Annotated in this window: 22 protein-coding genes; 9 read left to right on the top strand and 13 right to left on the bottom strand. The window is 71.9% G+C overall.

The genetic code is table 11. The features are described 5' to 3' along the window. Window positions 1-205 precede the first annotated feature (205 nt). The 6 genes from rbsD to F8R89_RS12910 all read right to left on the bottom strand — a co-directional run bounded on the left by rbsD (window position 206) and on the right by F8R89_RS12910 (window position 6,822). The gene (rbsD, locus tag F8R89_RS12935; protein WP_151784115.1) at window positions 206-595 is read right to left on the bottom strand and encodes a D-ribose pyranase; all 390 of its coding nucleotides are present in this window, start codon (window positions 593-595) and stop codon (window positions 206-208) included. Continuing rightward, a complete protein-coding gene (locus F8R89_RS12930; protein WP_151784114.1) occupies window positions 592-1,494 on the bottom strand; it encodes a ribokinase in 903 nt (300 codons plus the stop codon). The genes rbsD and F8R89_RS12930 overlap by 4 nt, the downstream gene beginning before the upstream one ends. Before the next feature lie 107 nt (window positions 1,495-1,601). Then, window positions 1,602-3,554, bottom strand: coding sequence for a substrate-binding domain-containing protein (locus F8R89_RS12925; RefSeq protein WP_151784113.1), 1,953 nt, complete (start codon window positions 3,552-3,554; stop codon window positions 1,602-1,604). Then, window positions 3,544-5,064 carry a sugar ABC transporter ATP-binding protein gene (locus F8R89_RS12920; RefSeq protein WP_151784112.1) on the bottom strand — a complete coding sequence of 507 codons (1,521 nt, stop codon included), beginning with the start codon at window positions 5,062-5,064 and terminating at the stop codon, window positions 3,544-3,546. The genes F8R89_RS12925 and F8R89_RS12920 overlap by 11 nt, the downstream gene beginning before the upstream one ends. Then, window positions 5,061-6,080 carry a LacI family DNA-binding transcriptional regulator gene (locus tag F8R89_RS12915; protein ID WP_151784111.1) on the bottom strand — a complete coding sequence of 340 codons (1,020 nt, stop codon included), beginning with the start codon at window positions 6,078-6,080 and terminating at the stop codon, window positions 5,061-5,063. The genes F8R89_RS12920 and F8R89_RS12915 overlap by 4 nt, the downstream gene beginning before the upstream one ends. A 175-nt stretch (window positions 6,081-6,255) precedes the next feature. Then, entirely contained in the window at window positions 6,256-6,822 is a 567-nt protein-coding gene (locus F8R89_RS12910) for a hypothetical protein (protein WP_055623484.1), read from the bottom strand. Window positions 6,823-6,966: 144 nt separating this feature from the next. Between F8R89_RS12910 and F8R89_RS12905 the strand changes: the two genes are divergently transcribed. After that, a complete protein-coding gene (locus F8R89_RS12905) occupies window positions 6,967-7,563 on the top strand; it encodes a TetR/AcrR family transcriptional regulator (protein WP_151784110.1) in 597 nt (198 codons plus the stop codon). On the opposite strand, the gene F8R89_RS12900 is transcribed toward F8R89_RS12905, so the two are convergent. Both F8R89_RS12900 and F8R89_RS12895 read right to left on the bottom strand, forming a co-directional pair. Continuing rightward, window positions 7,544-8,797, bottom strand: coding sequence for a hypothetical protein (locus F8R89_RS12900; RefSeq protein ID WP_151784109.1), 1,254 nt, complete (start codon window positions 8,795-8,797; stop codon window positions 7,544-7,546). The two genes, F8R89_RS12905 and F8R89_RS12900, sit on opposite strands and share 20 nt — an antisense overlap. A gap of 78 nt (window positions 8,798-8,875) precedes the next feature. Continuing rightward, window positions 8,876-9,286: an ATP-binding protein gene (locus tag F8R89_RS12895; protein WP_151784108.1), complete on the bottom strand. Its 411-nt coding sequence runs from the start codon at window positions 9,284-9,286 to the stop codon at window positions 8,876-8,878. Window positions 9,287-9,538: 252 nt separating this feature from the next. Between F8R89_RS12895 and F8R89_RS12890 the strand changes: the two genes are divergently transcribed. From F8R89_RS12890 to F8R89_RS12875, 4 genes are all read left to right on the top strand, one after another. Further along, on the top strand, window positions 9,539-10,342 hold the full coding sequence (locus tag F8R89_RS12890; protein ID WP_151784107.1) for a helix-turn-helix domain-containing protein: 804 nt from the start codon (window positions 9,539-9,541) through the stop codon (window positions 10,340-10,342). A gap of 7 nt (window positions 10,343-10,349) precedes the next feature. After that, window positions 10,350-10,526 carry a DUF397 domain-containing protein gene (locus F8R89_RS12885; protein ID WP_151784106.1) on the top strand — a complete coding sequence of 59 codons (177 nt, stop codon included), beginning with the start codon at window positions 10,350-10,352 and terminating at the stop codon, window positions 10,524-10,526. Window positions 10,527-10,564: 38 nt separating this feature from the next. Continuing rightward, entirely contained in the window at window positions 10,565-12,820 is a 2,256-nt protein-coding gene (locus F8R89_RS12880) for an ATP-dependent RecD-like DNA helicase (protein ID WP_151784105.1), read from the top strand. Between the two features lie 265 nt (window positions 12,821-13,085). Then, window positions 13,086-14,375, top strand: a complete 1,290-nt coding sequence (locus F8R89_RS12875) for a citrate synthase (RefSeq protein ID WP_151784104.1) — start codon at window positions 13,086-13,088, stop codon at window positions 14,373-14,375. A 648-nt stretch (window positions 14,376-15,023) separates the two neighbouring features. Here F8R89_RS12875 and F8R89_RS12870 read toward each other — a convergent pair. The 3 genes from F8R89_RS12870 to F8R89_RS12860 all read right to left on the bottom strand — a co-directional run bounded on the left by F8R89_RS12870 (window position 15,024) and on the right by F8R89_RS12860 (window position 18,467). Further along, window positions 15,024-17,327: a heavy metal translocating P-type ATPase gene (locus F8R89_RS12870; RefSeq protein ID WP_151784103.1), complete on the bottom strand. Its 2,304-nt coding sequence runs from the start codon at window positions 17,325-17,327 to the stop codon at window positions 15,024-15,026. Window positions 17,328-17,334: 7 nt separating this feature from the next. Further along, the gene (locus F8R89_RS12865) at window positions 17,335-17,574 is read right to left on the bottom strand and encodes a heavy-metal-associated domain-containing protein (protein ID WP_151788103.1); all 240 of its coding nucleotides are present in this window, start codon (window positions 17,572-17,574) and stop codon (window positions 17,335-17,337) included. Window positions 17,575-17,756: 182 nt separating this feature from the next. Then, window positions 17,757-18,467, bottom strand: a complete 711-nt coding sequence (locus F8R89_RS12860; RefSeq protein WP_151784102.1) for a TetR/AcrR family transcriptional regulator — start codon at window positions 18,465-18,467, stop codon at window positions 17,757-17,759. A gap of 158 nt (window positions 18,468-18,625) precedes the next feature. Here F8R89_RS12860 and F8R89_RS12855 point away from each other — a divergent pair, with 158 nt between their 5' ends. Next, entirely contained in the window at window positions 18,626-20,869 is a 2,244-nt protein-coding gene (locus F8R89_RS12855) for an MMPL family transporter (RefSeq protein ID WP_151784101.1), read from the top strand. A 63-nt stretch (window positions 20,870-20,932) separates the two neighbouring features. After that, the gene (locus F8R89_RS12850; protein ID WP_151784100.1) at window positions 20,933-21,985 is read left to right on the top strand and encodes a zinc-dependent alcohol dehydrogenase family protein; all 1,053 of its coding nucleotides are present in this window, start codon (window positions 20,933-20,935) and stop codon (window positions 21,983-21,985) included. On the opposite strand, the gene F8R89_RS12845 is transcribed toward F8R89_RS12850, so the two are convergent. After that, entirely contained in the window at window positions 21,957-22,568 is a 612-nt protein-coding gene (locus F8R89_RS12845) for a GNAT family N-acetyltransferase (RefSeq protein ID WP_151784099.1), read from the bottom strand. The genes F8R89_RS12850 and F8R89_RS12845 overlap by 29 nt on opposite strands. Before the next feature lie 52 nt (window positions 22,569-22,620). Continuing rightward, on the bottom strand, window positions 22,621-22,821 hold the full coding sequence (locus F8R89_RS12840) for a helix-turn-helix transcriptional regulator (RefSeq protein ID WP_062670143.1): 201 nt from the start codon (window positions 22,819-22,821) through the stop codon (window positions 22,621-22,623). A 438-nt stretch (window positions 22,822-23,259) separates the two neighbouring features. Between F8R89_RS12840 and iolC the strand changes: the two genes are divergently transcribed. Together iolC and F8R89_RS37105 are read left to right on the top strand one after the other, a co-directional pair. After that, entirely contained in the window at window positions 23,260-24,210 is a 951-nt protein-coding gene (iolC, locus tag F8R89_RS12835; protein WP_151784098.1) for a 5-dehydro-2-deoxygluconokinase, read from the top strand. Then, the gene (locus F8R89_RS37105; RefSeq protein ID WP_264158885.1) at window positions 24,207-24,338 is read left to right on the top strand and encodes a hypothetical protein; all 132 of its coding nucleotides are present in this window, start codon (window positions 24,207-24,209) and stop codon (window positions 24,336-24,338) included. The genes iolC and F8R89_RS37105 overlap by 4 nt, the downstream gene beginning before the upstream one ends. Window positions 24,339-24,345 lie beyond the last annotated feature (7 nt).

Below are 24,345 nucleotides of genomic sequence, written 5' to 3'. Positions count from 1 at the left end.
ATGCCGAGGGCTGGCACGAGCACGCCGTGAAAAATCTTCGGGGAACCGTGCAACCCTCCCCGCACCTCGCGGGTCGTACTTCGCGTCAGGACCTTTGGAGGGGGATCTGGGGGGATCGCGGGGGTTCTGACGGGAGGGGACGCGAGGGGCCCGGTCGACGGACCGGGCCCCTCGAGACGTCCTCCGAGACGTCTTCGTGGACGCTTCAGAAGAAGACGCCGCAGCGCAGCAGCACGTTCGCGTACGGCCGGGCCTCACCCGTGCGCACCACCAGCCGCGCCTCCGCCGTCAGCTCCTTGAGCCGCTCGTGCGGCACCAGCTCCAGCGCGGGACAGGTCTCCGCGAGCAGCGCGGCCGCCTCCGGGTTCGCGTCCCGGACCTCCGTCGCCGCCGTCGCGCCCTCCACCACCAGCTCGGCCAGCAGCCCGTCCAGCACCTCCGCGAACGACGGCACCCCGGCCCGGAACGCCAGGTCCACGACCCGCGGCCCCGCCGGGATCGGCATCCCCACGTCACATACGAGGACGCCGTCGCCGTGCCCCAGCTCGGCCAGCGCCCCGGACAGTTCCCGGTTCAGGATTCCGGCCCGCTTCACAGCGCCTCGACCTCCGCCGCCGTCGGGAACGACACCTGCGCGCCCTCCCGGGTCACCGCCACCGCACCGACCCTGGCCGCGTACGCCGCCGCCTCGGCGAGCGTGGCGCCGGTGCCCAGCCGCCAGGCCAGCGCCGCCGTGAACGCGTCGCCCGCACCGGTCGTGTCCACGGCCCGTACCGTCACCGCCGGCACCCGTACGACCCCCTCGGCGGAGGCCACCAGCGCGCCCTCGGCGCCCAGCGTCACGACCACCGAGCGGGGCCCCTTGGCGAGCAGGATGCGCGCCCAGTCCTCGGGGGAGTCGCCGACCGCTGCGTCACCGAGGATCACCCGCGCCTCGTGCTCGTTGACGATGAGCGGGTCGCAGGCCGCGAGGACGTCGGCCGGCAGCGGCCGGGGCGGCGACGGGTTGAGCACGAAACGGCTGCCGTCCGCCAGACTGCGCACGACCTCCGCGACCGTCTCCAGCGGGATCTCCAGCTGCGTCGAGACGACCCGGGACGCCTGGAACAGGCTCGCGGCGGCCCGTACGTCGGCCGGGGCGAGCCGCCCGTTCGCGCCGGGGGAGACCACGATGCTGTTGTCCCCGGACGGGTCCACGGTGATCAGCGCGACCCCGGTCGGCGCCCCGCCGACCAGCACCCCCACCGTGTCCACGCCGGCCGCGTGCTGCGAGTCCAGCAGCAGCCGGCCGTACGCGTCGTCCCCGACCCGCGCGAGCAGGGCCGTACGGGCGCCGAGCCGGGCCGCGGCGACGGCCTGGTTGGCGCCCTTGCCGCCCGGGTGGACGGCCAGATCGGAGCCGAGCACGGTCTCGCCGGCATCCGGCCGGCGCTCGACACCGATCACCAGGTCGGCGTTGGCCGACCCCACGACCAGCAGGTCGTAGTCGTACATGAGGTTGCTCCCCTGATTCCGGTCCCCGTGATGATGCCGGGACGGGCGGTCGCCACCGGATCCATGCTCCGGCAACGACCGCCCACCCGTGGGACGTTCGGCCGATGTCAGCCCTTGAAGCCGGCCACGTTGTCCTTCGTGACCACCTTCACCGGCACCTTCACCGTCTGCTGGACCTTGTCGCCGTCGAGGGCCTTGAGGGCGTTGTCCACGGCGATCTTCCCGAGCTGGCTCGGCTGCTGGGCGACGGACGCGTACAGCGAGCCGCCCTCCACCGCCTTCAGGCCGTCCGGCGTCCCGTCGAAGCCGACCACGGACACCGACTTCCCGGCCTTCGACCCCAGCGCCTTGATGGCGCCGAGGGCCATCTCGTCGTTGGCGGCGATGACGCCCTGGACGTCCGGGTGCGCCTGGAGCAGGTTCGACATGACGTCGAGACCCTTGGTGCGGTCGAAGTCGGCGGGCTGCTGGGCGACCACCTTGATGCCCGGGAAGGCCTTCAGCCCGGCGGCGAAGCCCTGCGCCCGCTCACGGGCGGCGGACGTGCCGGCCTGGCCCTGCAGGATCACGATCTTGCCCTTGCCGCCCAGCTTCTCGGCGATCGACTTGGCGGCCAGCTCACCGCCGGCCACGTTGTCCGAGGCGACCAGCGTGGCGGTCTTCGCGTTGTTGACCCCGCGGTCGACGGCGACGACCGGGATGCCGGCCTTGTCGGCGGCCTTCACGGAGTTGCTCGCCGCGTCCGAGTCCACCGGGTTGACGACGATCGCGCCGACCCCGGAACTGGTGAAGTTCTGCAGCTGGTTGGCCTGCTGCGAGGCGTCGTTCTGGGCGTCCGTCACGGTCAGGTCCACGCCCAGCTTCTTCGCCTCGGCCTGGGCACCGGCCCGGATCTGCACGAAGAAGGGGTTGTTGAGCGTCGACAGCGACAGCCCGATCCGCTGGTCCGACGCCTTCGAGCCGTCGTGCAGGAACGAGGTCGCGCCGACGATCGCCACGGTGACGACGGCCGCGAGCGCGTACGTCCCCGCCTGCTTGCCCTTGCCGCCGCCCGAACCGGTGCCGGCCGCGAGCGGCGTGGCGCCCGCCTTGCGGCGCAGCGTGTCGAAGAGGACGGCCAGCGCGATGACGACACCGATGACGACCTGCTGCCAGAACGCGGAGACGTTCAGCAGGTTCAGGCCGTTGCGCAGCACCGCGAGGATCAGTGCGCCGATCAGCGTGCCGGACGCCTTGCCGGTGCCGCCCGCGAGGGAGGCACCGCCGATGACGACGGCCGCGATCGCGTCCAGTTCGTAGCCGTCGGCGGCCTGCGGCTGGGCGGAGGACAGCCGGGAGGCGAGCACGACACCCGCGACGGCGGCGAACACGCCGGACAGCGCGTAGATGGCGAGCTTCTGCCGCTTCACCCGCAGCCCGGACAGCCGGGCCGCCTCCTCGTTGCCGCCGATCGCGTACATCGACCGGCCGATGTAGGTGCGGCCCAGCACGAACGCGGCGATCAGGCCCATCACGACCATCACCAGGACCGGCACCGGCAGCCAGCCGCCGAGCGTGTCACCGAGGTGCGACACCGAGTCCGGGAACGGGATCGGCGAACCCTCGGAGATCACCAACGACAGACCGCGCGCCACCGACAGCATCGCGAGCGTCGCGATGAACGGCGGGAGCTTGCCGTAGGCGATGAGGAAGCCGTTGACGAGTCCGGCCGCGACGCCCGTCGCCACCGCCAGCAGCACCGCTATGACGACCGGCACCCCGTGCGAGGTCGCCGACCAGGCCAGCACGGTGGCCGAGAGCGCCGCCACCGAACCCACCGACAGGTCGATGCCCGCCGAGACGATGACGAAGGTGACGCCGAACGCGAGGACGGCGGTCACCGCCGCCTGCACACCGACGTTGAGCAGGTTGTCGGTGGTCAGGAAGTCGCCCGACAGCGCCGACATGGCGATCACCAGGACGATCAGCGCGGTGAGGGCGCCGTTGTCGAGGAGCAGGCGGCGCAGCCCGCCGGTCGCGCCACCGGCGCCCGGGTTCCTCTTGAGCGTGTCAGTGGCCACGAGCGGCCTCCTTGTCGGTCGTGGGGTTGCTGACGGCGAGTGCCATCACGGAGTCCTGGGTGGCCTCGTCGGCGGACAGTTCGCCCGCGATCCGGCCCTGGGCCATCACCAGCACCCGGTCGCTCATGCCGAGCACCTCCGGGAGATCGCTGGAGATCATGAGGACGGCCGCCCCGTTCGCGGTCAGTTCGTTGATGAGCTGGTAGATCTCGACCTTGGCGCCGACGTCGATCCCGCGTGTGGGCTCGTCGAGGATCAGCACCCGGGTGTCGGCGAGCAGCCACTTGCCGATGACGACCTTCTGCTGGTTGCCGCCGGAGAGGGTGCGTACGTGCTGGCCGAGCCCGGCCATCCGCACGCCCAGCTGCTTCGCGATGCGCGCGGCGGCCTCCTGCTGGCCCTTGCGGTCGACGAGCCCCGCGCGCGTGGCGGCCCGCAGGGTCACCAGGCCGAGGTTCTCCTCCACGGACTGGTCGAGGACCAGCCCCTGGCCCTTGCGGTCCTCGGGGATCAGCCCGATCCCGGCCGCCGTGGCGGCGTTCACGTCGTGCCCCTTCAGGGCCGCGCCCGCCACCTTCACGGTGCCCTTGTCGTACGGGTCCGCCCCGAAGACGGCCCGGACGACCTCGGTACGGCCCGCGCCGACCAGCCCGGCGATGCCGACGACCTCTCCGGCGCGCACTTCGAAGCCGACGTCGTGGAAGACGCCGTTCCGGGTGAGCCCCTCGACGGTGAGCAGCGCGGGACCGGCGTCGGCCCGTTCGCGCGGGTACTGCTGCTCGATGGAGCGGCCCACCATCAGCCGCACGAGCTCGTCCTGCGGGGTGGCGGCGGGCACCTGCCCGACGCTCTTCCCGTCCCGGACGACCGTGACCCGGTCGCCAAGGGCGGCGATCTCCTCCAGGTGGTGGGTGATGAAGACGATGCCCACGCCGTCCTCGCGCAGCCGGCGCACGATCGCGAACAGCGTCTCGACCTCCTCGGAGGTCAGCACGGCGGTCGGCTCGTCCATGATGAGCACGCGCGCGTCCAGGCTGAGCGCCTTGGCGATCTCGACCATCTGGAGCCGGGCGATGCCCAGTTCACGCACCCGCGCGCGGGGCGACACGCTGAGGCCGACCCGCTTCAGCAGGACCTCGGCGTCGGCCTCCATCCGGCCCCGGTCGATCATCCCGAACCGGCGCGGCTGCCGCCCCAGGAAGATGTTCTCGGCGACCGTCAGATCGGGGACGAGGTTGAACTCCTGGTAGATCGTGGCGATCCCGAGGCGCTCGGAGTCCTGCGCCCCGTGGATGCGCACCTCCTCGCCGCCGACCAGGATCCGCCCGGCGTCGGGCGTGTACGCGCCGGAGAGCATCTTGATGAGGGTGCTCTTCCCGGCGCCGTTCTCACCGAGGAGCACATGGACCTCGCCCCGGCGCAGGTCGAAGTCGACGCCGTCCAGCGCGACCACGCCCGGGAAGGTCTTCCGGATGCCCTCGATGCGCAGCAACTCCTCGGGGTCGCTCACGACGTGCTCCTTTGCACTGCGGTGGGGTGCGCGCCGCAGGAGCGGCGCACCACGAGTCGGGCGGGCAGGGTGACGGACGCGCCGGCCCGCCCCTCGACCCGGTCGATCAGGGCCCGTACGGCCGCCCGGCCGAGCTCGCCGGTCGGCTGGGCGATGGCGGTGATCGGCGGATCGGTGTGCACGAACCACCGGATGTCGTCGAACGCGGCGAGCGCGATGTCGTCCGGCACGCGAAGGCCCCGCGCGCGGACGGCGTCCAGCGCGCCCAGCACCATCAGGTTGTCGGCGGCGAAGACGACCTCGGGGGGCTCGGGCAGGTCGAGGAAGCCCTCGGTGACCCGGCGTCCGCTCTCGGCCTGGAAGTCGCCCTGCCCGATGTAGGCGTCGGGGAGTTCGAGCCCGAAGGCGGCGAGCGCCTCCCGGAAGGCGTCCACGCGCTCGCGGCCGGTCGTGGTGGCCGCGGGGCCCGCGATGATCGCGAGCCGCCGGTGCCCGAGCGCGTGAAGGTGGGCCACGAGGTCGCGGACGGCCTCGCGTCCGTCGGAGCGCACGACCGGCACGTCCACGCCGGGGATCCAGCGGTCGACGAACACCATCGGCGTCCCCGCGCGGGCGGCGTCCAGCATCAGCGGGGAGCCGCCGTCGGTGGGGGAGACCAGCAGCCCGTCGATACGGCGGTCCAGCAGGGTCCGTACGTGGTGGTCCTGGAGGTCGGGGCGCTCGTCGGCGTTGCCGATGATCACGCTGTACCCGAGCGCCCGGGCCTCCTCCTCGACGGAGCGGGCGAGTTCGGTGAAGTAGGGGTTCAGCACATCGCTGATGACCAGGCCGAGCGTGCGGGTCTGGTCGGTGCGCAGGGACCGGGCGACGGCGTTCGGGCGGTAGCCCAGGGCCGTCACGGCGGCGGTCACGCGCCGGCGGGCGTCCTCGCTGACGGAGGGATGCCCGTTCAGGACGCGCGACACCGTGGCGACGGATACGCCTGCCTCGGCGGCGACGTCCTTGATGCTCGCCATGACCGTTCCACCTCCTCGTGGAATCGATTACACGGAGGATTGGAATCGATTACACGAGCAGAAGCAAGAGGCGGTCGTTGGCCGAAACCAAAGCTTTACCGGCGGGTGGCCGACCCGAGAGCCGGGCCGGCCGCGCGCGTCGGGGGGTGGGCGATGGGCGGTGGGCCGGGCCGCGTCAGGCGGTCGGCCGGGTACGGCCCAGGCGCAGGGCGGAAACGAGGAAGAACACCCCGCCGAGGAAGGCGTATCCGGCGAGGGCGCCCAGTGCGGGATCGGCCTGACCGGCCTGCCCGAAGAACGACGCACCGGCGAGGGTCGAGATCCCGCCACTGGCGATCATGGCCCACTGCCCGCCCATCCGGCGCCGCGAGACCCCCACGAGCAGCTGGACCAGCCCGGCGGTGATCGCCCAGACGCCCCAGACGCGCAGCACGGCGGGGATGCCGGAGGTGGCGGCGACGGCGAGGCCGATGCCGGTGAGGGTGCTGAGCGCGATGTTCACGTAGAGCTGCCGTACGGGGCCGTCGACCGCGCGGGCGGAGCGCAGATCGACGACGGCGCAGGCGACGTCGAAGAGGGGGTAGATCACGAGGAGCGTGGCGGAGGCGGGGGACAGCTCACCGGCGGTCGCGAAGAGGGCGGCGGCCCAGACGGCGGCGAAGGCGAAGCGGAGGAGGTAGAGGCGGCGGAGGTCGGTGGTGGCGGTGGGGGTGGGTGATGCGCCGAGGGTGGTGGTGTCCATGGCGGGGCCTTTCGGGGGCTCACGAGGTGATGGGAGGGGGAGCGCGAGGGAGAACGTTCGGTCTCTTTGATTTCCATCCAAGGCGTGGACGGAGTGATTGTCAAGACCGAACGTTCTCCCTCATCGCTTGGTAGCCTCGGAGCCATGAGTCAGGGCACAGCGAAACGGGGCACGTCGGGTGGCGTGTCGGAGGCGCGGGCGCGGCTGCTCGGCACGGCGACGAAAATCTTCTACGCCGAGGGCATCCACTCCGTCGGGGTCGACCGGATCATCGCCGAGGCGCAGGTGACCCGTGCGACGCTCTACCGGCACTTCACGGGCAAGGAGGAACTGGTCCTGGCGTACCTGGACGTGGCGGACCGGGGGATCCGGTCACAGGTGGCGAACGCGCGCGAGGGCGCGGGGTCCCCGGCGGACGAGGTCCGGGCGGTGGCCGGCGCGATCGCGGACGGCATCCGTTCACCCGGCTTCCGGGGGTGCGCCTTCCTCAACGCGGTGGCGGAGTACCCGGATCCGGCGCACCCGGTCCACCAGGCGGTGCTGGCCCACCGGCAGTGGTTCCTGGAGACGATGACGGAGCTGCTGGCGCAGGCCGGCCACGAGCCCGCCGACGAGGCGGGGCGCCATGTCGTGATGCTGCGGGACGGGGCGATGGCGGCGGGGTGTCTGTTCGATCCGGAGCTGGTGTGTGCGACGTTCCTGCAGGGGGTGGAGGGCGTCCTCAGTCGACGGGCTGAATGAGCCCGTTGCTCCGGTTCCACTCCCAGACCGCGTCCCACCGGTGGTCGTACTCGTGGACGGCGCCGACGCTCCGGATCCGCCGGTACGCCTCGGCGGTACGGGGGTCGTCGCGCAGCGCGAGCCCGTAGCCGGCCTCAAGGAGCGCCACCGGATCGTCGCGGTCGAGGAACCCGGCGAGGGCGTCGGCGACGGCGGGCGAACGGTCGGGGCAGGACGCGAGGAGGGCTGCGGCGGGGGCGTGCAGTTCGGGCTCGGGTTCCTCGGCGAGCAGCAGCAGTTGGGGTACGGCCTCCTGGGCGAGGTCTGCGTCGCTCGCGGCGGTACGGCAGGCGCCGAGCCGTACTTCGGCGTCCGGGTCGCGGAGGAGGGCGCGCAGCGCCTGCCGGGCGTCGTCCCCGAGGGGCAGGAAGAGCGCGGTCACCGCTCGCCGCACCTCCGCATCGGGGTGCGCGGCATGACGCAGCCCTGCGGCCTCCCGCCCGGGGTGATCGAACTCGTCCAGGGCCCGCAGCACCCTCGCGAGCATGTCGGAGTCGGTCTCCTCGGCGGCCCAGGCGCTCGCGAGATCGCCCTCGCTGCGGGCGCGCGGCGAGTCGTCCGCGAGGATGCCGTGGACGCGCAGGTACTCCGCGAGGAAGCGGCGATGCGCCGGGTCGGGGTGGTGTCGGTGGGCGACCAGGGCCGACCAGGTCTCCTCGCTCTGCCGGTCGAGGAGGACCCGTAGGACTTCCCACCGGGTCGCGTGATCCTCGTCGGGTTGGGCGGCGGCCCGGGCGACGAGCTTGTCGACCGGGGTCAGGATCCGGAAGGCCCATTCCAGGGCGGTGAGGATACCGGCGTGACCGTCCCGGACGGTCAGTCCGCCGAGGGAGTGCTGGAGGATGTGGTTGAACTCGCTCTCGTCGTCCGGAACGCGAACCGTCTGCACCGGCTCGGACGCCCCGGTGCGTCGCCGCAACTCCTGCTCCACACCGGTCTCGTGCCAGGCCCGGGCGAGTGCGAGAAGCCGTTCACGCGTCTCCTCAGGGAGCCGCAGCCGGGGCTCGTTCCCGAGGACGGCGGTGACGAGAGCGGGTGAGCCGCTGTCCACGGCCCGCCACAGCGGGGTGGTCCCTTCGGGCAGCACCCGGTCGGGTTCGACCCCGCCCTCCACCAACTCCCCGGCGACGGCGGGGTCGAACGCGGCGATGGCCGCACACAGCTCCTGGACGGTGTCCACCAGCGGTCGGCTCAAGCGGCTCTCCCTCGTGCGTGACGAAACGTCGAGCATCGGCCGCGTTGTGGCGCGGGGCAATTGGTTTTCGTACGGCGGTCAGCCCGCCGCCAGCTCGCACCAGACGTACTTGCCCCGGTTGCCGTCCCGGGCGGAGGGTTGCCACCCCCACACGTCGGCGCAGGCCCGCACGAGGGCGAGACCGCGCCCGTCCTCGTCGTCGGTGGTGTGCGCGAACGCGCGTGGGGGCTGCGGAGGTTCGGGGTCGGCGTCCCAGGCCGCGAGGCGGAGGGTGCCCGGCGGCACCCAGCGGACGCGGAGGGCGGCGGGGCCCTTGGTGTGCCGTACGGCGTTGGAGACCAGCTCGGCGGCGAGCAGTTCGGCGACGTCCACGAGTCCGATGAGCCCGTGCATGGTCAGGATCAGCCGCAGGGTGCGACGACTGACGGTGACGGCACGGAGGTCGTTGGGGAGGTGGAGGGAGTACTCCCAGGGGGCGCTTTCGGGCATGCGGAAGTCCGTCTCGGTGAGGGGTGGTTGCGGCCGGGCCCCGGTGTCATTGCCGCACCGGTCAGGGCATGACGGGGCGGTGCGCTTCCGGAGGCCGGTTTCGCAAGGTGCTCGCTGCGTCACTGACAGTAGATATAAATCTAGAGACGCGGCAAGCCCGTCGCGTAATCTGACCCCGAACGGGTCGCGCTCGAGCGCGCGTTGGTCCAGAGGGCGGTCGAGGCTTTGAGGCGCGAACCAACAGCACGGCAGATGCGGCTGGCGACGGAGCTGCGCCGACTCCGCGAGGCGGCGGGCCTCACGTCACGCCAGGCGGCGGCCCTGCTGGGGGTGAGCCCGGCCCAGATCACCCACATCGAGTCCGCCCTCGCGGGCGTCAGCGAAAAACGACTGCGCCGGCTGGCGGCGCACTACGCCTGCACGGACGAGGAGTTCGTAGACGCGCTGGTGGCGATGGCGACGGACCGGACGCGGGGCTGGTGGGAGGAGTACCGCGGCCTCCTGCCGACGTCGTTCCTGGATCTGTCGGAGCTGGAGCATCACGCTTGCTTCCTGCGCCATGTGGCCATCCTGTACGTGCCAGGACTTCTGCAGACCGAGGACTACTCGCGCGCAGTCTTCTCGTCCCGGCTCCCCGAACTGACGCCCGAGGAACTGGAGCTGCGCATCGAGCACCGGAAGGCGCGCCAGCAGTTCGACATCCCCTACGAGGCAGTGATCCATGAGGCGGCACTCCGCATCCGAGTCAGCGACAGGGAGACCTCAAGAGCACAGCTCGTGCGGCTCCTGGAGCTGTCGGAGGCGTCGCACATCACCGTGCGCGTCATCCCCTTCGACCTGGACGGTTTCGCGACGGCCTCCAGCGCGATGACATACGTCGGTGGGTCCGTGCCCCGGCTGGATACGGTGGCGCGCGACGCCCCTCACGGTGCCATGCTGGTCGACTCGGAGCCTCAACTCCAGCTGTACCGGACCCGTTTCCGTAAGGTAGAAAGCCAATCGCTGGAACCGAGCCGATCACGTGACTTCATCCACACGTTGGCGAAGGAGCTGTGAGCCCCCCATGAACAACTGGCGTAGGTCGACATACTCGGGCGAGGGCGACGGCGACGAGTGCGTGGAGATCGCCAACTCACCCACACATGTGGCAGTCCGCGACTCCAAGGCCCCCCACCGGGCCACCCTCACCTTCCCCAGCCCCGCCTTCTCCGCGTTCGTCGAAGACCTCAAGCGGCGCTGAGGCGCCCCACTGTCACACCCCACCGGTACCGTCGGATCATGGCCAACCAGTCCGGACCGGACGCCGGGGAGCGGCGGCTCGCCACGCTCGAAGGTGTGCTGGAGCGCGTCACCTACGCCAACGAGGAGAACGGCTACACCGTCGCCCGCGTCGACACCGGCAGGGGTGGCAATGACCTGCTCACCGTCGTCGGCGCGCTGCTCGGCGCGCAGGTGGGGGAGTCGTTGCGGATGGAGGGCCGCTGGGGCTCGCACCCGCAGTACGGCAAGCAGTTCCACGTCGAGAACTACACGACCGTCCTGCCCGCCACCGTCCAGGGCATCCGGCGTTACCTCGGCTCGGGCCTGGTGAAGGGCATCGGGCCCGTCTTCGCCGACCGGATCACGCAGCACTTCGGCGTGGACACGCTGCGGATCATCGAGGAGGAGCCGAAACGGCTCATCGAGGTGCCGGGGCTCGGACCCAAGCGGACCAAGAAGATCGCCGACGCCTGGGAGGAGCAGAAGGCGATCAAGGAGGTCATGCTCTTCCTCCAGACCGTCGAGGTGTCCACGTCCATCGCCGTGCGCATCTACAAGAAGTACGGCGACGCCTCCATCTCCGTCGTGAAGAACGAGCCGTACCGCCTCGCCGCCGACGTCTGGGGCATCGGCTTCCTCACCGCCGACCGGATCGCCCAGTCCGTCGGCATCCCGCACGACAGCCCCGAGCGGGTCAAGGCCGGTCTGCAGTACGCCCTGTCGCAGGCCACCGACCAGGGCAACTGCTACCTCCCCGAGGAACAGCTGATCAAGGACGCGGTGAAGCTCCTCCAGGTCGACACCGGCCTCGTCATCGACTGTCTGGCCGAGCTGGCGCAGGTCCCGGAGGACGGCTCGGACCCCGGTGTCGTACGGGAGAAGGTGCCGGGCCCCGACGGCGCCGCCGAGCCGGTGACGGCCGTGTACCTGGTGCCGTTCCACCGGGCCGAACTGTCCCTGTCCGCCCAGCTGTTGCGGCTGCTGCGCACCGACGAGGACCGGATGCCCGGCTTCGGCGACGTCGACTGGGGCAAGGCGCTGGGGTGGCTCAGGGGCCGTACCGGCGCCGACCTCGCGCCCGAGCAGGAGGCCGCCGTCAAGCTGGCGCTGACCCGGAAGGTCGCCGTCCTGACCGGCGGGCCGGGCTGCGGCAAGTCCTTCACGGTCCGCTCGATCGTCGAGCTGGCCCGCGCCAAGAAGGCTAAGGTGGTGCTCGCCGCGCCCACCGGCCGCGCCGCCAAGCGCCTCGCCGAGCTGACCGGCGCCGAGGCGTCCACCGTCCACCGCCTGCTGGAGCTCAAGCCCGGCGGCGACGCGGCGTACGACCGGGACCGGCCGCTGGACGCCGACCTGGTCGTGGTCGACGAGGCGTCCATGCTGGACCTGCTGCTGGCGAACAAGCTGGTCAAGGCCGTACCGCCGGGCGCGCACCTGCTGTTCGTCGGGGACGTGGACCAGCTGCCCAGCGTCGGCGCCGGCGAGGTGCTCAGGGATCTCCTCGCCGACGGCGGCCCCGTCCCCGCCGTCAGCCTCACGCGCGTGTTCCGTCAGGCCCAGCAGTCCGGGGTCGTCACCAACGCGCACCGGATCAACGCCGGGCAGCACCCGGTCACCGACGGCATGAAGGACTTCTTCCTCTTCGTGGAGGACGACACCGAGGAGGCGGGCCGGCTCACGGTCGACGTGGCGGCCCGCCGCATCCCGGCCAAGTTCGGCCTCGACCCGCGCCGGGACGTGCAGGTCCTGGCCCCCATGCACCGGGGACCGGCCGGCGCGGGCGCGCTCAACGCCCTGCTGCAGCAGGCGGTCACACCCGCCCGCCCCGACCTGCCGGAGAAGCGCTTCGGCGGCCGGGTCTTCCGCGTCGGCGACAAGGTCACCCAGGTCCGCAACAATTACGACAAGGGGGAGAACGGCGTCTTCAACGGCACCGTGGGCGTGGTCACCTCGCTCGACCCGGTCGACCAGCGCCTGACGGTGCTGACGGACGAGGACGAGGAGGTGCCGTACGACTTCGACGAGCTGGACGAACTCGCGCACGCCTACGCGGTGACGATCCACCGCTCCCAGGGCAGCGAGTATCCCGCCGTCGTGATCCCCGTCACGACCGGAGCATGGATGATGCTCCAGCGGAACCTGCTGTACACGGCGGTGACCCGCGCCAAGCGTCTGGTCGTCCTCGTGGGCTCGCGCAAGGCGATCGGCCAGGCGGTGCGCACGGTGTCCGCGGGGCGGCGCTGCACGGCGCTCGACTTCCGGCTCGCGGGTGGCTGAACGGGCCGTCCGGGGCCCCTGAGGGCCCTCCGGTGACCTGCGGTTTCATAAGGTCGTGAAAAAAATGATCGATCAAATGAGTCGTGAAGGTCACAGACCACTTCCGGATGGGCAAGACAGGGGGCAGGATGGCAGGTTGGCGGCACTCAGTGCCGTCAATAGGCCCAATGGTCGACCCCGAGTGCACTCTCCTGAGCCGAATGGGGGAGGGTAGAGACAGTCAGGGCAACCTCGAAGATGAGGCACAACGTCGGTGAGGGAAGACGTGAGCGACAACTCTGTAGTAGTGCGGTACGGCGACGGCGAGTACACCTACCCGGTGATCGACAGCACCGTCGGCGACAAGGGCTTCGACATCGGCAAGCTCCGCGCCCAGACCGGTCTGGTGACGCTGGACAGCGGCTACGGCAACACGGCCGCGTATAAATCCGCCATCACCTACCTCGACGGCGAGGCGGGCATCCTCCGCTACCGCGGCTACCCGATCGAGCAGCTGGCCGAGCGCTCCACCTTCCTGGAGGTCGCCTACCTGCTGATCAACGGCGAACTGCCGACGGTCGACGAGCTCTCGTCGTTCAAGAACGACATCACGCAGCACACCCTGCTGCACGAGGACGTCAAGAACTTCTACAAGGGCTTCCCGCGCGACGCCCACCCGATGGCCATGCTGTCGTCGGTCGTCTCGGCGCTGTCCACCTTCTACCAGGACAGCCACAACCCGTTCGACGAGACGCAGCGCAACCTTTCGACGATCCGGCTGCTCGCGAAGCTTCCAACGATCGCCGCGTACGCGTACAAGAAGTCGATCGGCCACCCGTTCGTCTACCCGCGCAACGACCTCGGCTACGTCGAGAACTTCCTGCGCATGACGTTCTCGGTGCCGGCCCAGGAGTACGACCTCGACCCGGTCGTCGTCTCGGCGCTCGACAAGCTGCTGATCCTGCACGCGGACCACGAGCAGAACTGCTCGACCTCCACGGTCCGCCTCGTCGGCTCGTCGCAGGCGAACATGTTCGCCTCGATCTCCGCCGGCATCAACGCCCTGTGGGGCCCGCTGCACGGTGGCGCCAACCAGTCGGTGCTGGAGATGCTCGAGGGCATCCGCGACGCCGGCGGCGACGTCGACTCCTTCATCCGCAAGGTGAAGAACAAGGAGGACGGCGTCCGCCTGATGGGCTTCGGCCACCGGGTCTACAAGAACTTCGACCCGCGCGCCAAGATCATCAAGGCCGCCGCGCACGACGTCCTCTCCGCTCTCGGCAAGTCCGACGAGCTGCTGGACATCGCGCTCAAGCTGGAGGAGCACGCGCTCTCCGACGACTACTTCGTCTCGCGCAGCCTCTACCCGAACGTGGACTTCTACACCGGCCTGATCTACCGGGCCATGGGCTTCCCGACCGAGATGTTCACGGTCCTGTTCGCCCTCGGCCGCCTGCCGGGCTGGATCGCCCAGTGGCACGAGATGATCAAGGAGCCGGGTTCCCGCATCGGCCGCCCGCGCCAGATCTACACGGGCGTCGTCGAGCGCGACTTCGTCCCCGTCGAGGAGCGCTGAGCCGCCCCCTCGGATCCTGGAGCCCCGTGTCCGACCGTCAGGGTCGGGTGCGGGGCTTCCGTGCGTCACGGGGAAGTCTCGGGGACACGTCTCGGGGACAAGGGGACGCGGGCGACAAGAGGTCCGGAAAAGAAGAAGGCGCCCTGGCGGCGGTCCCCCCACGGGCCGACGTCCAGGGCGCCTTCCCATGTCCCGGTGCGGATTCCCCCCACGGGATCCGGCCGGGCGTCTGTGAGGACAGCGCCTGAATCGCTGTTGAGCACAATGAGCAGAACTCGACGTACTCATGTATGCGGTTGTTCTGTGCGGTCTGCCGGGACAGCGCACACTCGGGAGGGCCGCTCAAAGCTTCCCGAGATGCGTGCCCCGGCAACGCAACTCTGAGGAAGTCCCCCAAGACATCCTCAGATGCCAGTGGGCGCCCCCCAAGACGCCGCCTGACATCGTCAACTTAGACCTTCGAACCCCTTCGATGGTTACGTTCACGTCACTGTGATCTGCGTCTCTTGCATATGTCCGTTAGGTGCGCAAGAGAGCAGATACGGCGACTGGGGCTCCAGCGTAAGGATGATGCGTGAGCCTTGTGAAGAGCTTATGTGAGCCTGGCGCCGGACTCCAGGGGGGTCCGGGGTGGTTCTTCCTACGAATTCACCGGAACGTCCGCAGACGCAGGCTGTTGGTCACCACGAACACGGACGAGAACGCCATGGCGGCCCCCGCGATCATCGGGTTCAGCAGCCCCGCCGCGGCCAGCGGCAGCGCGGCGACGTTGTAGCCGAAGGCCCAGACGAGGTTGCCCTTGATGACGGCCAGGGTCCGCCGGGACAGCCGGATCGCGTCCGCGGCCACCCGCAGGTCCCCGCGGACCAGGGTCAGGTCGCTCGCCTCGATCGCCGCGTCCGTGCCCGTCCCCATGGCCAGGCCCAGATCGGCGGTGGCGAGCGCCGCCGCGTCGTTGACGCCGTCACCGACCACGGCCACCGACCGCCCCTCGCGCCGCAGCCGCCGTACCGCCTCGACCTTGTCCTCCGGCAGGACCTCCGCGATCACCTGATCGATACCGACCGCGTGCGCCACCGACTCGGCCACCCGCCGGTTGTCCCCGGTCAGCAGCACCGGGGTGAGCCCCAGCGCGCGCAGCGCCCGTACCGCCTCCGCGCTGCTCTCCTTCACGGTGTCCGCGACCGCGAGGACACCCCGTGCCACCCCGTCCCAGCCGACCACGACGGCCGTACGGCCCTGGCGCTCGGCCTCCTCGGCGGCGCGGGCCAGCTCTGCGGGCAGGGCCGCCGTGTTCTCGGCGAGGCGGCCCACGGCCACCTCATGGCCCTCCACGCGTCCGCGGACGCCCTTCCCCGGCACGTTGGTGAAGTCCTCGACCGCGGGCAGCCGTCCGGCCCGCTCCTCGGCGCCCGCGGCGACCGCGCGGGCCACCGGGTGCTCCGAGGCGTGCTCCACGGCGCCCGCGAGCCGCAGCAGCGTCTCCTCGTCCGTCCCCTCGGCGGCGTACACGCCCTGGAGGGTCATACGGCCCGTGGTGACCGTGCCCGTCTTGTCCAGCAGGACCGTGTCGACCCGGCGCGTGGACTCCAGCACCTCGGGACCCTTGATGAGGATGCCGAGCTGCGCGCCGCGCCCCGTGCCGACCATCAGGGCCGTCGGCGTGGCCAGGCCCAGCGCGCACGGGCAGGCGATGATCAGCACCGCGACGGCGGCGGTGAACGCGGCCGCCGTGTCGCCGGTGGCGCCGAGCCAGACGCCGAAGGTGGCGACCGCGAGGGCGATGACCACGGGCACGAAGACGGCGGAGATCCGGTCGGCGAGCCGCTGCGCCTCGGCCTTGCCGCTCTGCGCCTCCTCCACCAGCCGCGCCATCCGCGCCAGCCGGGTGTCCGCGCCGACCCGGGTCGCCTCCACGACGAGCCGGCCGCCCGCGTTGACCGTCGCCCCGGTGACGGCGTCCCCGACACCCACGTCCACCGGCGCCGACTCCCCGGTCAGCAGGGCGGCGTCCACGGCGGAGGCGCCCTCCACGACGGTGCCGTCGGTGGCGATCTTCTCGCCGGGCCGGACGACGAACCGGTCCCCGACGGCCAGCCGCTCCACCGGCACGCGGACCTCGCGTCCGTCCCGCAGGACGCCGACGTCCTTCGCGCCCAGCTCCATCAGGGCGCGGAGCGCGTGGCCCGCGCGGCGCTTGGCCCGTGCCTCCAGATGGCGGCCGAGGAGGATGAAGGTGATCACCCCGGAGGCGACCTCCAGGTAGATCTGGGAGGCGCCGTCCCCGCGGGACACCGTGAACGAGAAGCCGTCGCGCATCCCGCTCATGCCGGCGTCGCCGAGGAACAGGGCCCACAGCGACCAGCCGTACGCCGCCAGCGTGCCCACCGAGACCAGCGTGTCCATGGTGGCGGCGCCGTGCCGGGCGTTGGTGGACGCGGCCCGGTGGAAGGGCAGTCCGCCCCACACCACGACCGGGGAGGCGAGGGTCAGCGCCAGCCACTGCCAGTTGTCGAACTGCAGGGCCGGGACCATCGACAGCAGGACGACCGGGACGGACAGCAGCGCGGAGACGACGAGGCGCTGCCGGTAGGAGTCCGGCCCGGAGTCCTCCGTGACCTCGGCGGCCCCGGTGGGCTCCTCGGGCGCGGGCCGGGGCGGCTCCGGCTCGCGCGCGGTGTACCCCGTCCGCTCCACGACGGCGATCAGGTCGGCGACGGAGACGTCGGCGGGGTGGCTGACCCGCGCCTTCTCGGTCGCGTAGTTCACCGAGGCGGTCACGCCGTCCATGCGGTTGAGCTTCTTCTCGACGCGGGCCGCGCAGGACGCGCAGGTCATCCCGCCGATGAGCAGCTCGGCCTGCGAGGTGGCGGCCGCCCCGGGAGCGGTCGGGGCCGTGGGGGCGGCCGGGGCCTCGGCTATGGCCGGTTCGCCGGTGGAGGTGCGGGGCATGGCGGGATCAGATCCGGCCGACCAGTTCGAAGCCGGCCTCGTCGACGGCCTCGCGCACGGCGGCGTCGTCCAGCGGGGCGGCCGAGACCACGGTGACCTCGCCGGTCGCGGCGACGGCCTGCACGGAGCTGACGCCGGCCAGCTCGGAGATCTCGCCGGAGACGGCCCCTTCGCAGTGCCCGCAGCTCATGCCGCTCACCTTGTAGACGGCGGTGACGGAACCGGTGGTGTCGGTCTGGGCGGTCATGTCGTTCTCCTCGTCGAGGCGTGTGGGGCCGAGGGGGCTCACGGGGTCCCCTTCCGCATTCAACCGTATACCCCTATGGGGTACTGCTCAAAGAGGGGCCGGCCCTGTCGGTACAGCACGCGTGTTCGGCGGGTACCGCGCCGAGGCGCCGGGATGCGGGGCGCGTCGGAATGCGGCGCGTGTCACGCCGTGGGTGCCGCTCCCGGGGCGTCCGCGTGGCCCATCCGGTCGCCGACCAGCGGCCCGAGGTAGCGGATCAGCACGTTCTTCAGCTCCCGCACGTACGCCTCGCGCTCGGCGCCCTCGTGGGCGAGCACCAGCTCCAGACCCGTCTTGTACAGGCCCAGGCACATCTGGGCGGTGCGGTTGAGCTCGGCCGGGTCCGCGCCGGGCAGCAGCGAGGAGAGCAGGGTCTCGATCCGGCCCAGCAGGGTCGCGTGCAGGGCGTCGTGCTCCTCCGCCATCCGGCCGGGGACGTCCGGGCCGTGCATCAGGGTGAAGAACACCGGGTGCTCGCAGTTGAAGGCGATGAACCGGTCCACGGCCGCGGTGACCGCCTCCTCCAGGGAGGTCGTCGGGTCGACCGGGGCGAGCGCCTCGCCGTAGGTCTCGCGCATCTGCCGCATCAGGCGCCCGCCCAGCTCGATGGCGATCGCCTCCTTGTTCGGGAAGAACTGGTAGAGCGTGCCCGGTGAGACGCCGGCCTCGCGGGCGATGGCGTTGGTGCTGGCCGCCGAGTAGCCGGTGGTCGTGAAGACGGCCGCCGCGGCCTCCAGCAGCTGGGCGATACGGCGCTCACCGCGGGCCTGGCGGCGGCGCGGCTGCTCCTTCTCCTGACTGTCCCGGCCGTCCTGGCTTTTCTGGCTGTCCTGGCCGTCCTGGTTGGCGGACACGCGTCATCCCCAGCTTTCCGAACGCGATTGACAAACGCGAGTCACCGCTCGCATTCTAGAAACGCGAGCGATCGCTCGTGTTTGCCAGTCTATGGCAGTGACGCTTCCATGCTGCCCTCCTTGCGCACAGCCGGATCAGGGTGAAGGGGACACCGCCCATGAAAGACGCCGACAGCTCACCCCGGGTCGGAGGCTGGACCCGCTTCGTGACCGCACGGCCCCGGCTGTCCCTGCTGATGGCCCTGGTCATCACCGCGCTCGCCGTGCTGGCGGGCAGCGGGGTCGCCGACCGCCTGGGCAGCGGCGGCTGGGAGGACCCGGACGCCGAGTCCACCTACGCCACCCGTGCCCTGGAGCGGGCGTTCCCCGCCTCCCAGCCCAACCTGCTCCTCCTGGTGGACGCGGGTGAGGCCTCCGTCGACGATCCCGGGGTCGCCGCCGAGGCCGAGAAGCTCACCACCCGACTGGCACGCGAGAAAGGTGTCGTCGGAGTCGGCTCCTACTGGCAGGCGGACGCCTCCTCGGCCCCCGCCCTGCGCGCCGAGGACGGGCACGAGGCGCTGATCGCCGCCCGCATCACGGGCGACGAGAAGCGGATGGGCGAGACCCTGGACCGCATCGCGCCCGAGCTGCGCGGCGCGCACGGCCCGGTGCAGGTGTCCGTCGGGGGCCCCGTCGCCGTGCGGCACGAGATGCAGACGACGATCCAGGAGGACCTGATCCGGGCCGAGGTGATCGCCCTGCCGATCACCCTCGTCCTGCTCGTGATGGTGTTCGGCAGTGCGGTGGCGGCCCTGCTGCCCCTCGGCATCGGCATCGTCGCCATCCTCGGCACCAACGCGGTACTGCGCGGGCTCACCGAGCTCACCGACGTGTCGGTCTTCGCCATGAACCTCACGACGGCCCTCGGCCTCGGACTCGCCGTGGACTACGCCCTGTTCATCGTCCGCCGCTTCCGCGAGGAGCTGGCCGCCGGGGCGGAACCGCTGACGGCGGTCGGCACCACGCTGCGCACCGCCGGGCGCACCGTCCTGTTCTCGGCGCTCACGGTCGCCGTCTCCCTCGCCGCGATGCTGCTCTTCCCGCAGTACTTCCTGCGGTCCTTCGCCTACGCCGGCATCGCGGTGGTCCTGCTGGCCGCGGCGGCCGCGCTGATCCTGCTCCCGGCGGCCCTGATCCTGCTCGGGCACCGGGTGAACGCGCTCGACCTGCGCCGGCTGTTCCGGCGCGGACGCCGGCCGGAGGCCGCCGAGGCCGCCGCGCGCCCCCAGGGCGGGGCATGGGCGCTCACCGCGCGGGTCGTCATGCGCCGCGCCCCCTTCTTCGCCCTCGGCACCACCGCCGTGCTGGTCCTGCTCGGGCTGCCCTTCCTGGGCGTGAAGTTCGGCACCGCCGACGACCGGCAGCTGCCGTCCGGTGCCGAGTCCCATGTCGTCCAGCAGCACATCCGCGACGGCTTCCCGGGCAGCCCCGGCGGCGGCCTGGAGGTGCTCGCCGAGGGGCGGGCCACCCCGGCCGAGTACGCGGCGTACAAGGAGCGGATCTCCGCGCTGCCGCAGGTGCTCCGGGTCGACGGGCCGCTGGTGCGGGGCGAGACGGCGTACTTCACCGTGCTGCCCGAGGGCGAGGCCGTGGACGACCCGGCCCAGGCCCTCGTGGACGACCTGCGCGCGGCACCGGCGCCGTTCGACACCAAGGTGACCGGCGCCGCGGCGGTCCTCGTCGACTCCAAGGACGCCATAGCCGAGCGTCTGCCGGCGGCGGCCGCCTTCATCGCCGTCGTCACCCTGCTGCTGGTGTTCCTGCTGACGGGCAGTGTGCTGATACCGCTCCAGGCCGTGGTGCTCAACGCGCTCAGCCTCACGGCGATGTTCGGCGCGGTGGTCTGGGTCTTCCAGGACGGGCATCTGTCCGGCCTGCTGGGCTTCACCAGCCCCGGCTCGATCGAGACGACCCTGCCGGTGCTGATGTTCTGCGTCGCCTTCGGCCTCTCCATGGACTACGGCGTGTTCCTGCTGTCCCGCATCAAGGAGGAGTACGACACGACCGGCGACCACGAACAGGCCGTTCGGCACGGGCTGCAGCGCACCGGCGGCCTGATCACCGCCGCCGCCGTGATCCTCGCGGTCGTGATGGTCGCCATCGGCACCTCCCGGGTGACCAACACCAAGATGCTGGGCCTCGGGATCGCGCTGGCCGTGCTGATGGACGCGATGATCGTCCGCAGCCTCCTGGTCCCGGCCGTCATGCGGCTCACGGGCCGGGCGACCTGGTGGGCACCGGGACCGCTGCGACGGTTCCACGCGCGCTTCGGCGTGAGCGAGTCCGACGGCACCCCGGCCGCCGGGCCGGCCATCGGAAAGCCGGACCCGGCCCGGGACAAGGTGACGGCGGGCGGTTAGCGTGACGCGGACCCGCCGGGGAGCGGGACTTGGCGGACGATCCAGGGGCCGAAGGAGTCGGGGATGCGCGCAGTGATGTTCGAGCGGTTCGGGGAGCCGGCCCAGGTGCGGGAGGTACCCGACCCGGCTCCCGCGCCGCACGGCGTGACCGTGCGGGTCGAGGCGACCGGCCTGTGCCGCAGCGACTGGCACGGCTGGCAGGGCCACGACCCGGACATCACGCTGCCGCACGTCCCCGGTCATGAACTGGCCGGGGTCGTCGAGGCCGTCGGCGAGCGGGTGACCGGCTGGCGGCCCGGCGACCGGGTCACCGTGCCGTTCGTCTGCGCCTGCGGATCGTGCGGGGCCTGTGCGGCCGGCGACCAGCAGGTGTGCGAGCGGCAGACCCAGCCCGGCTTCACCCACTGGGGCTCCTTCGCCCAGTACGTCGCCCTGGACCACGCCGACGTCAACCTCGTCGCCGTGCCCGAGGAGATGTCCTTCGCGACGGCGGCCTCCCTGGGCTGCCGGTTCGCCACCGCGTTCCGGGCGGTCGTGCGGCAGGGCCGGGTCGCGGCGGGGGAGTGGGTCGCCGTGCACGGCTGCGGCGGGGTCGGCCTGTCCGCGGTGATGATCGCGGCCGCCGCCGGCGCCCGGGTCGTCGCGGTCGACGTGTCACCCGGCGCCCTGGACCTGGCGCGGAAGTTCGGCGCGGCCGAGTGCCTGGACGCGTCCGGCGTCCCCGACACCGCGGCCGCCGTCCGCGACCTCACCGGCGGCGGCGCGCATCTCTCCCTGGACGCGCTGGGCTCCCCGGTCACCTGCGCCGCCTCCGTCGGCTCGCTGCGCCGCCGCGGCCGGCATGTCCAGGTCGGCCTGCTGCCCTCCGAGTCCGGCACGACCCCCGTCCCCATGGCCCGCGCGATCGCCCTGGAGCTGGAGGTCCTCGGCAGCCACGGCATGGCGGCCCACGGCTACCCGCCGATGCTGGAGCTGGTGCGGTCCGGTGTGCTGCGGCCCGACCTGCTGGTGACGTCGACGATCCCGCTGGACGACGTGCCGGCGGCGCTGGAGGCGATGGGAGCGGCGCCGGGTGCCGGGGTGACGGTCATCGAGCCGTGGAGCCGTACCCGCTGAGCGACGGCGTGCCGGGGAGATCCGGGTGGCCGCGATGGGCCGCCCACTCCTGCTCGAGCACCGCCATCAGCACCCAGTCCAGCCACCGGCCGTCCCGGAAGTCGGCCTCCCGCCGCACGCCCTCCCGTACGAAGCCGGCCTTCTCGTAGACCCGCAGGGCCCGGGCGTTGTGGCCGTACGCCTCCAACTGGATCCGGTGCAGACCGAGTTGCTCGAAGCCGTGGCCGACGATCAGGCGGGTGGCCTCGGTGCCGAGCCCCCGCCCGCGCCCCCGGGGCCCGATGAGCGTGCGGAACGTGCAGCCTCGGGCGCGCGGGTCCCACTCGAACAGCACCACTTCGCCGACGAGTTCACCGGTGGCCCGGTCGGTGACGGCGAGATCGAGCCGGTCGCTCTGCGCGGACCGCGAGCCGTACCAGTCGCGCAGCCGCTCGACCGTCAGCTCGGCGGAGGGCTCGCCGGTGAAGCGGACGACGTCGGGATCCTCGATGATCTCCGCCATGACGGCGGCGTCGTCCTCGGTGAACGGCCGCAGCACGGTCCGTTCGCCGGTCAGTACGGGCTTGACGGAGAAATCGCTCATGGGGACGACTGTGCCCCACGGGGCGCGTGGGGCACAGGTGGTTTTCCGGGGGTCAGTCCGGCCTCAGCCCCCGGTTGCGGGGCCGTGAGGCCACCCAGGCCCGGACGGTGTCGGCGTACCAGAAGGGCTTGCCGCCCTCCACGTGGTCGGGCGGGGGCAGCAGTCCGTGTTTGCGGTAGGAGCGCACGGTGTCCGGCTGCACCTTGATGTGCGCCGCGATCTCCTTGTACGACCAGAGCCTTCGGTCGGTCATCGGTGGCACCTCCTCGCGCGCGCCGCGGTGGCGGCCGGGGGCCGGCCGTCGGGGGGACCGGGCGCTGCGCCTGGCGTTCACAAGCCTGTGTCCGGTCAACGACGCTCCGTGACCACGGGCAGGGCCTGTGCGCCGGGTGTGACGCAGACCCCGCGTACGCGCGACATGCGTGACACGGGGGTGGTCTTTGTGACAGGCGTGCAGCAAAGGCGCACGCGGGCGCGTCGGCGCGGCGCGTTGACAACTCCGTCCGGGCACGGAGACCTCACCAACCCGCCACGGGCACCTCACCAACCCCGCCCGGCGGCAGCCTCGTTCGAATGTCTGGACAAAACATTGACATGCTTCCCGGGGAGGGCTAGAAAGCCGTGGAGGGCCGCATCGCCGCGACCCGCGACCCCGACCCGCTGGTTGTGACGAGGGAGACCGAGGGCACCGATGGCGTACGACGTGATCACCATGGGCCGGATCGGGGTGGACCTCTACCCGCTGCAGACGGGCGTCCCGCTGTCGCAGGTCACGTCCTTCGGCAAGTTCCTCGGCGGCTCGGCGACCAACGTGGCCGTCGCCGCCGCCCGTCTCGGCCGCCGGACCGCCGTGATCACCCGCACCGGCGACGACCCGTTCGGCACCTACCTCCACGAGGCCCTCCAGGGCTTCGGCGTCGACGACCGCTGGGTCACCGCGGTCCCCGGACTGCCCACCCCCGTCACGTTCTGCGAGGTCTTCCCGCCGGACGACTTCCCGCTGTACTTCTACCGGCGGCCCAAGGCCCCCGACCTGGAGATCGACGCCCACGACCTCGACCTCGACGCCCTGCGCGACGCCCGTGTCTTCTGGGTCACCGGCACCGGCCTGAGCGAGGAGCCCAGCCGGACGGCGACGCTCGCGGCCCTCGCCCACCGTGCCCGGTCCGGCGTCACGGTCTTCGACCTCGACTGGCGCCCCATGTTCTGGAAGGACCCGGAGGCGGCCCGCCCGTTCTACGCCGAGGCGCTGAAGCACGCCACCGTCGCCGTCGGCAACCTCGACGAGGTGGAGGTGGCGACCGGCGTCCGCGAACCCGACGCCGCCGCGCGGGCGTTGCTGGACGCCGGGGTCGAGATCGCCGTCGTCAAGCAGGGCCCCAAGGGTGTCCTCGCCGTCGACCGGGACGGCGGCCGGGCGGAGGTGCCGCCGCTGCCCGTGACGGTCCTCAACGGCCTCGGCGCCGGGGACGCGTTCGGCGGCTCCCTCTGCCACGGCCTGCTGGCGGGCTGGGACCTGGAGACGGTGATGCGGCACGCCAACGCGGCCGGCGCCATCGTCGCCTCCCGCCTGGAGTGCTCCTCCGCCATGCCGACGACCGGCGAGATCGAGGCCGCGCTCGCCGCGGGGGCCGTCCGGTGAGCGCCCACGTCGCGGAACGCGTCCGCCCGCACGCCGAGCCCTCGCGGGCCGGCGGCGAGGTCGGCGACGGCCGGGACCGGGCATACGGCAAGTGGGGCCGCCCCGGAGCCGCCGTGACCCCGCCCTGACCACCGA

Origin of the sequence: Streptomyces sp. SS1-1, from assembly GCF_008973465.1 — a bacterium.
Taxonomy (GTDB): domain Bacteria; phylum Actinomycetota; class Actinomycetes; order Streptomycetales; family Streptomycetaceae; genus Streptomyces.
Note: the sequence above shows the minus strand (reverse complement) of the source record. Positions and strands in the feature narration are given on the sequence as shown.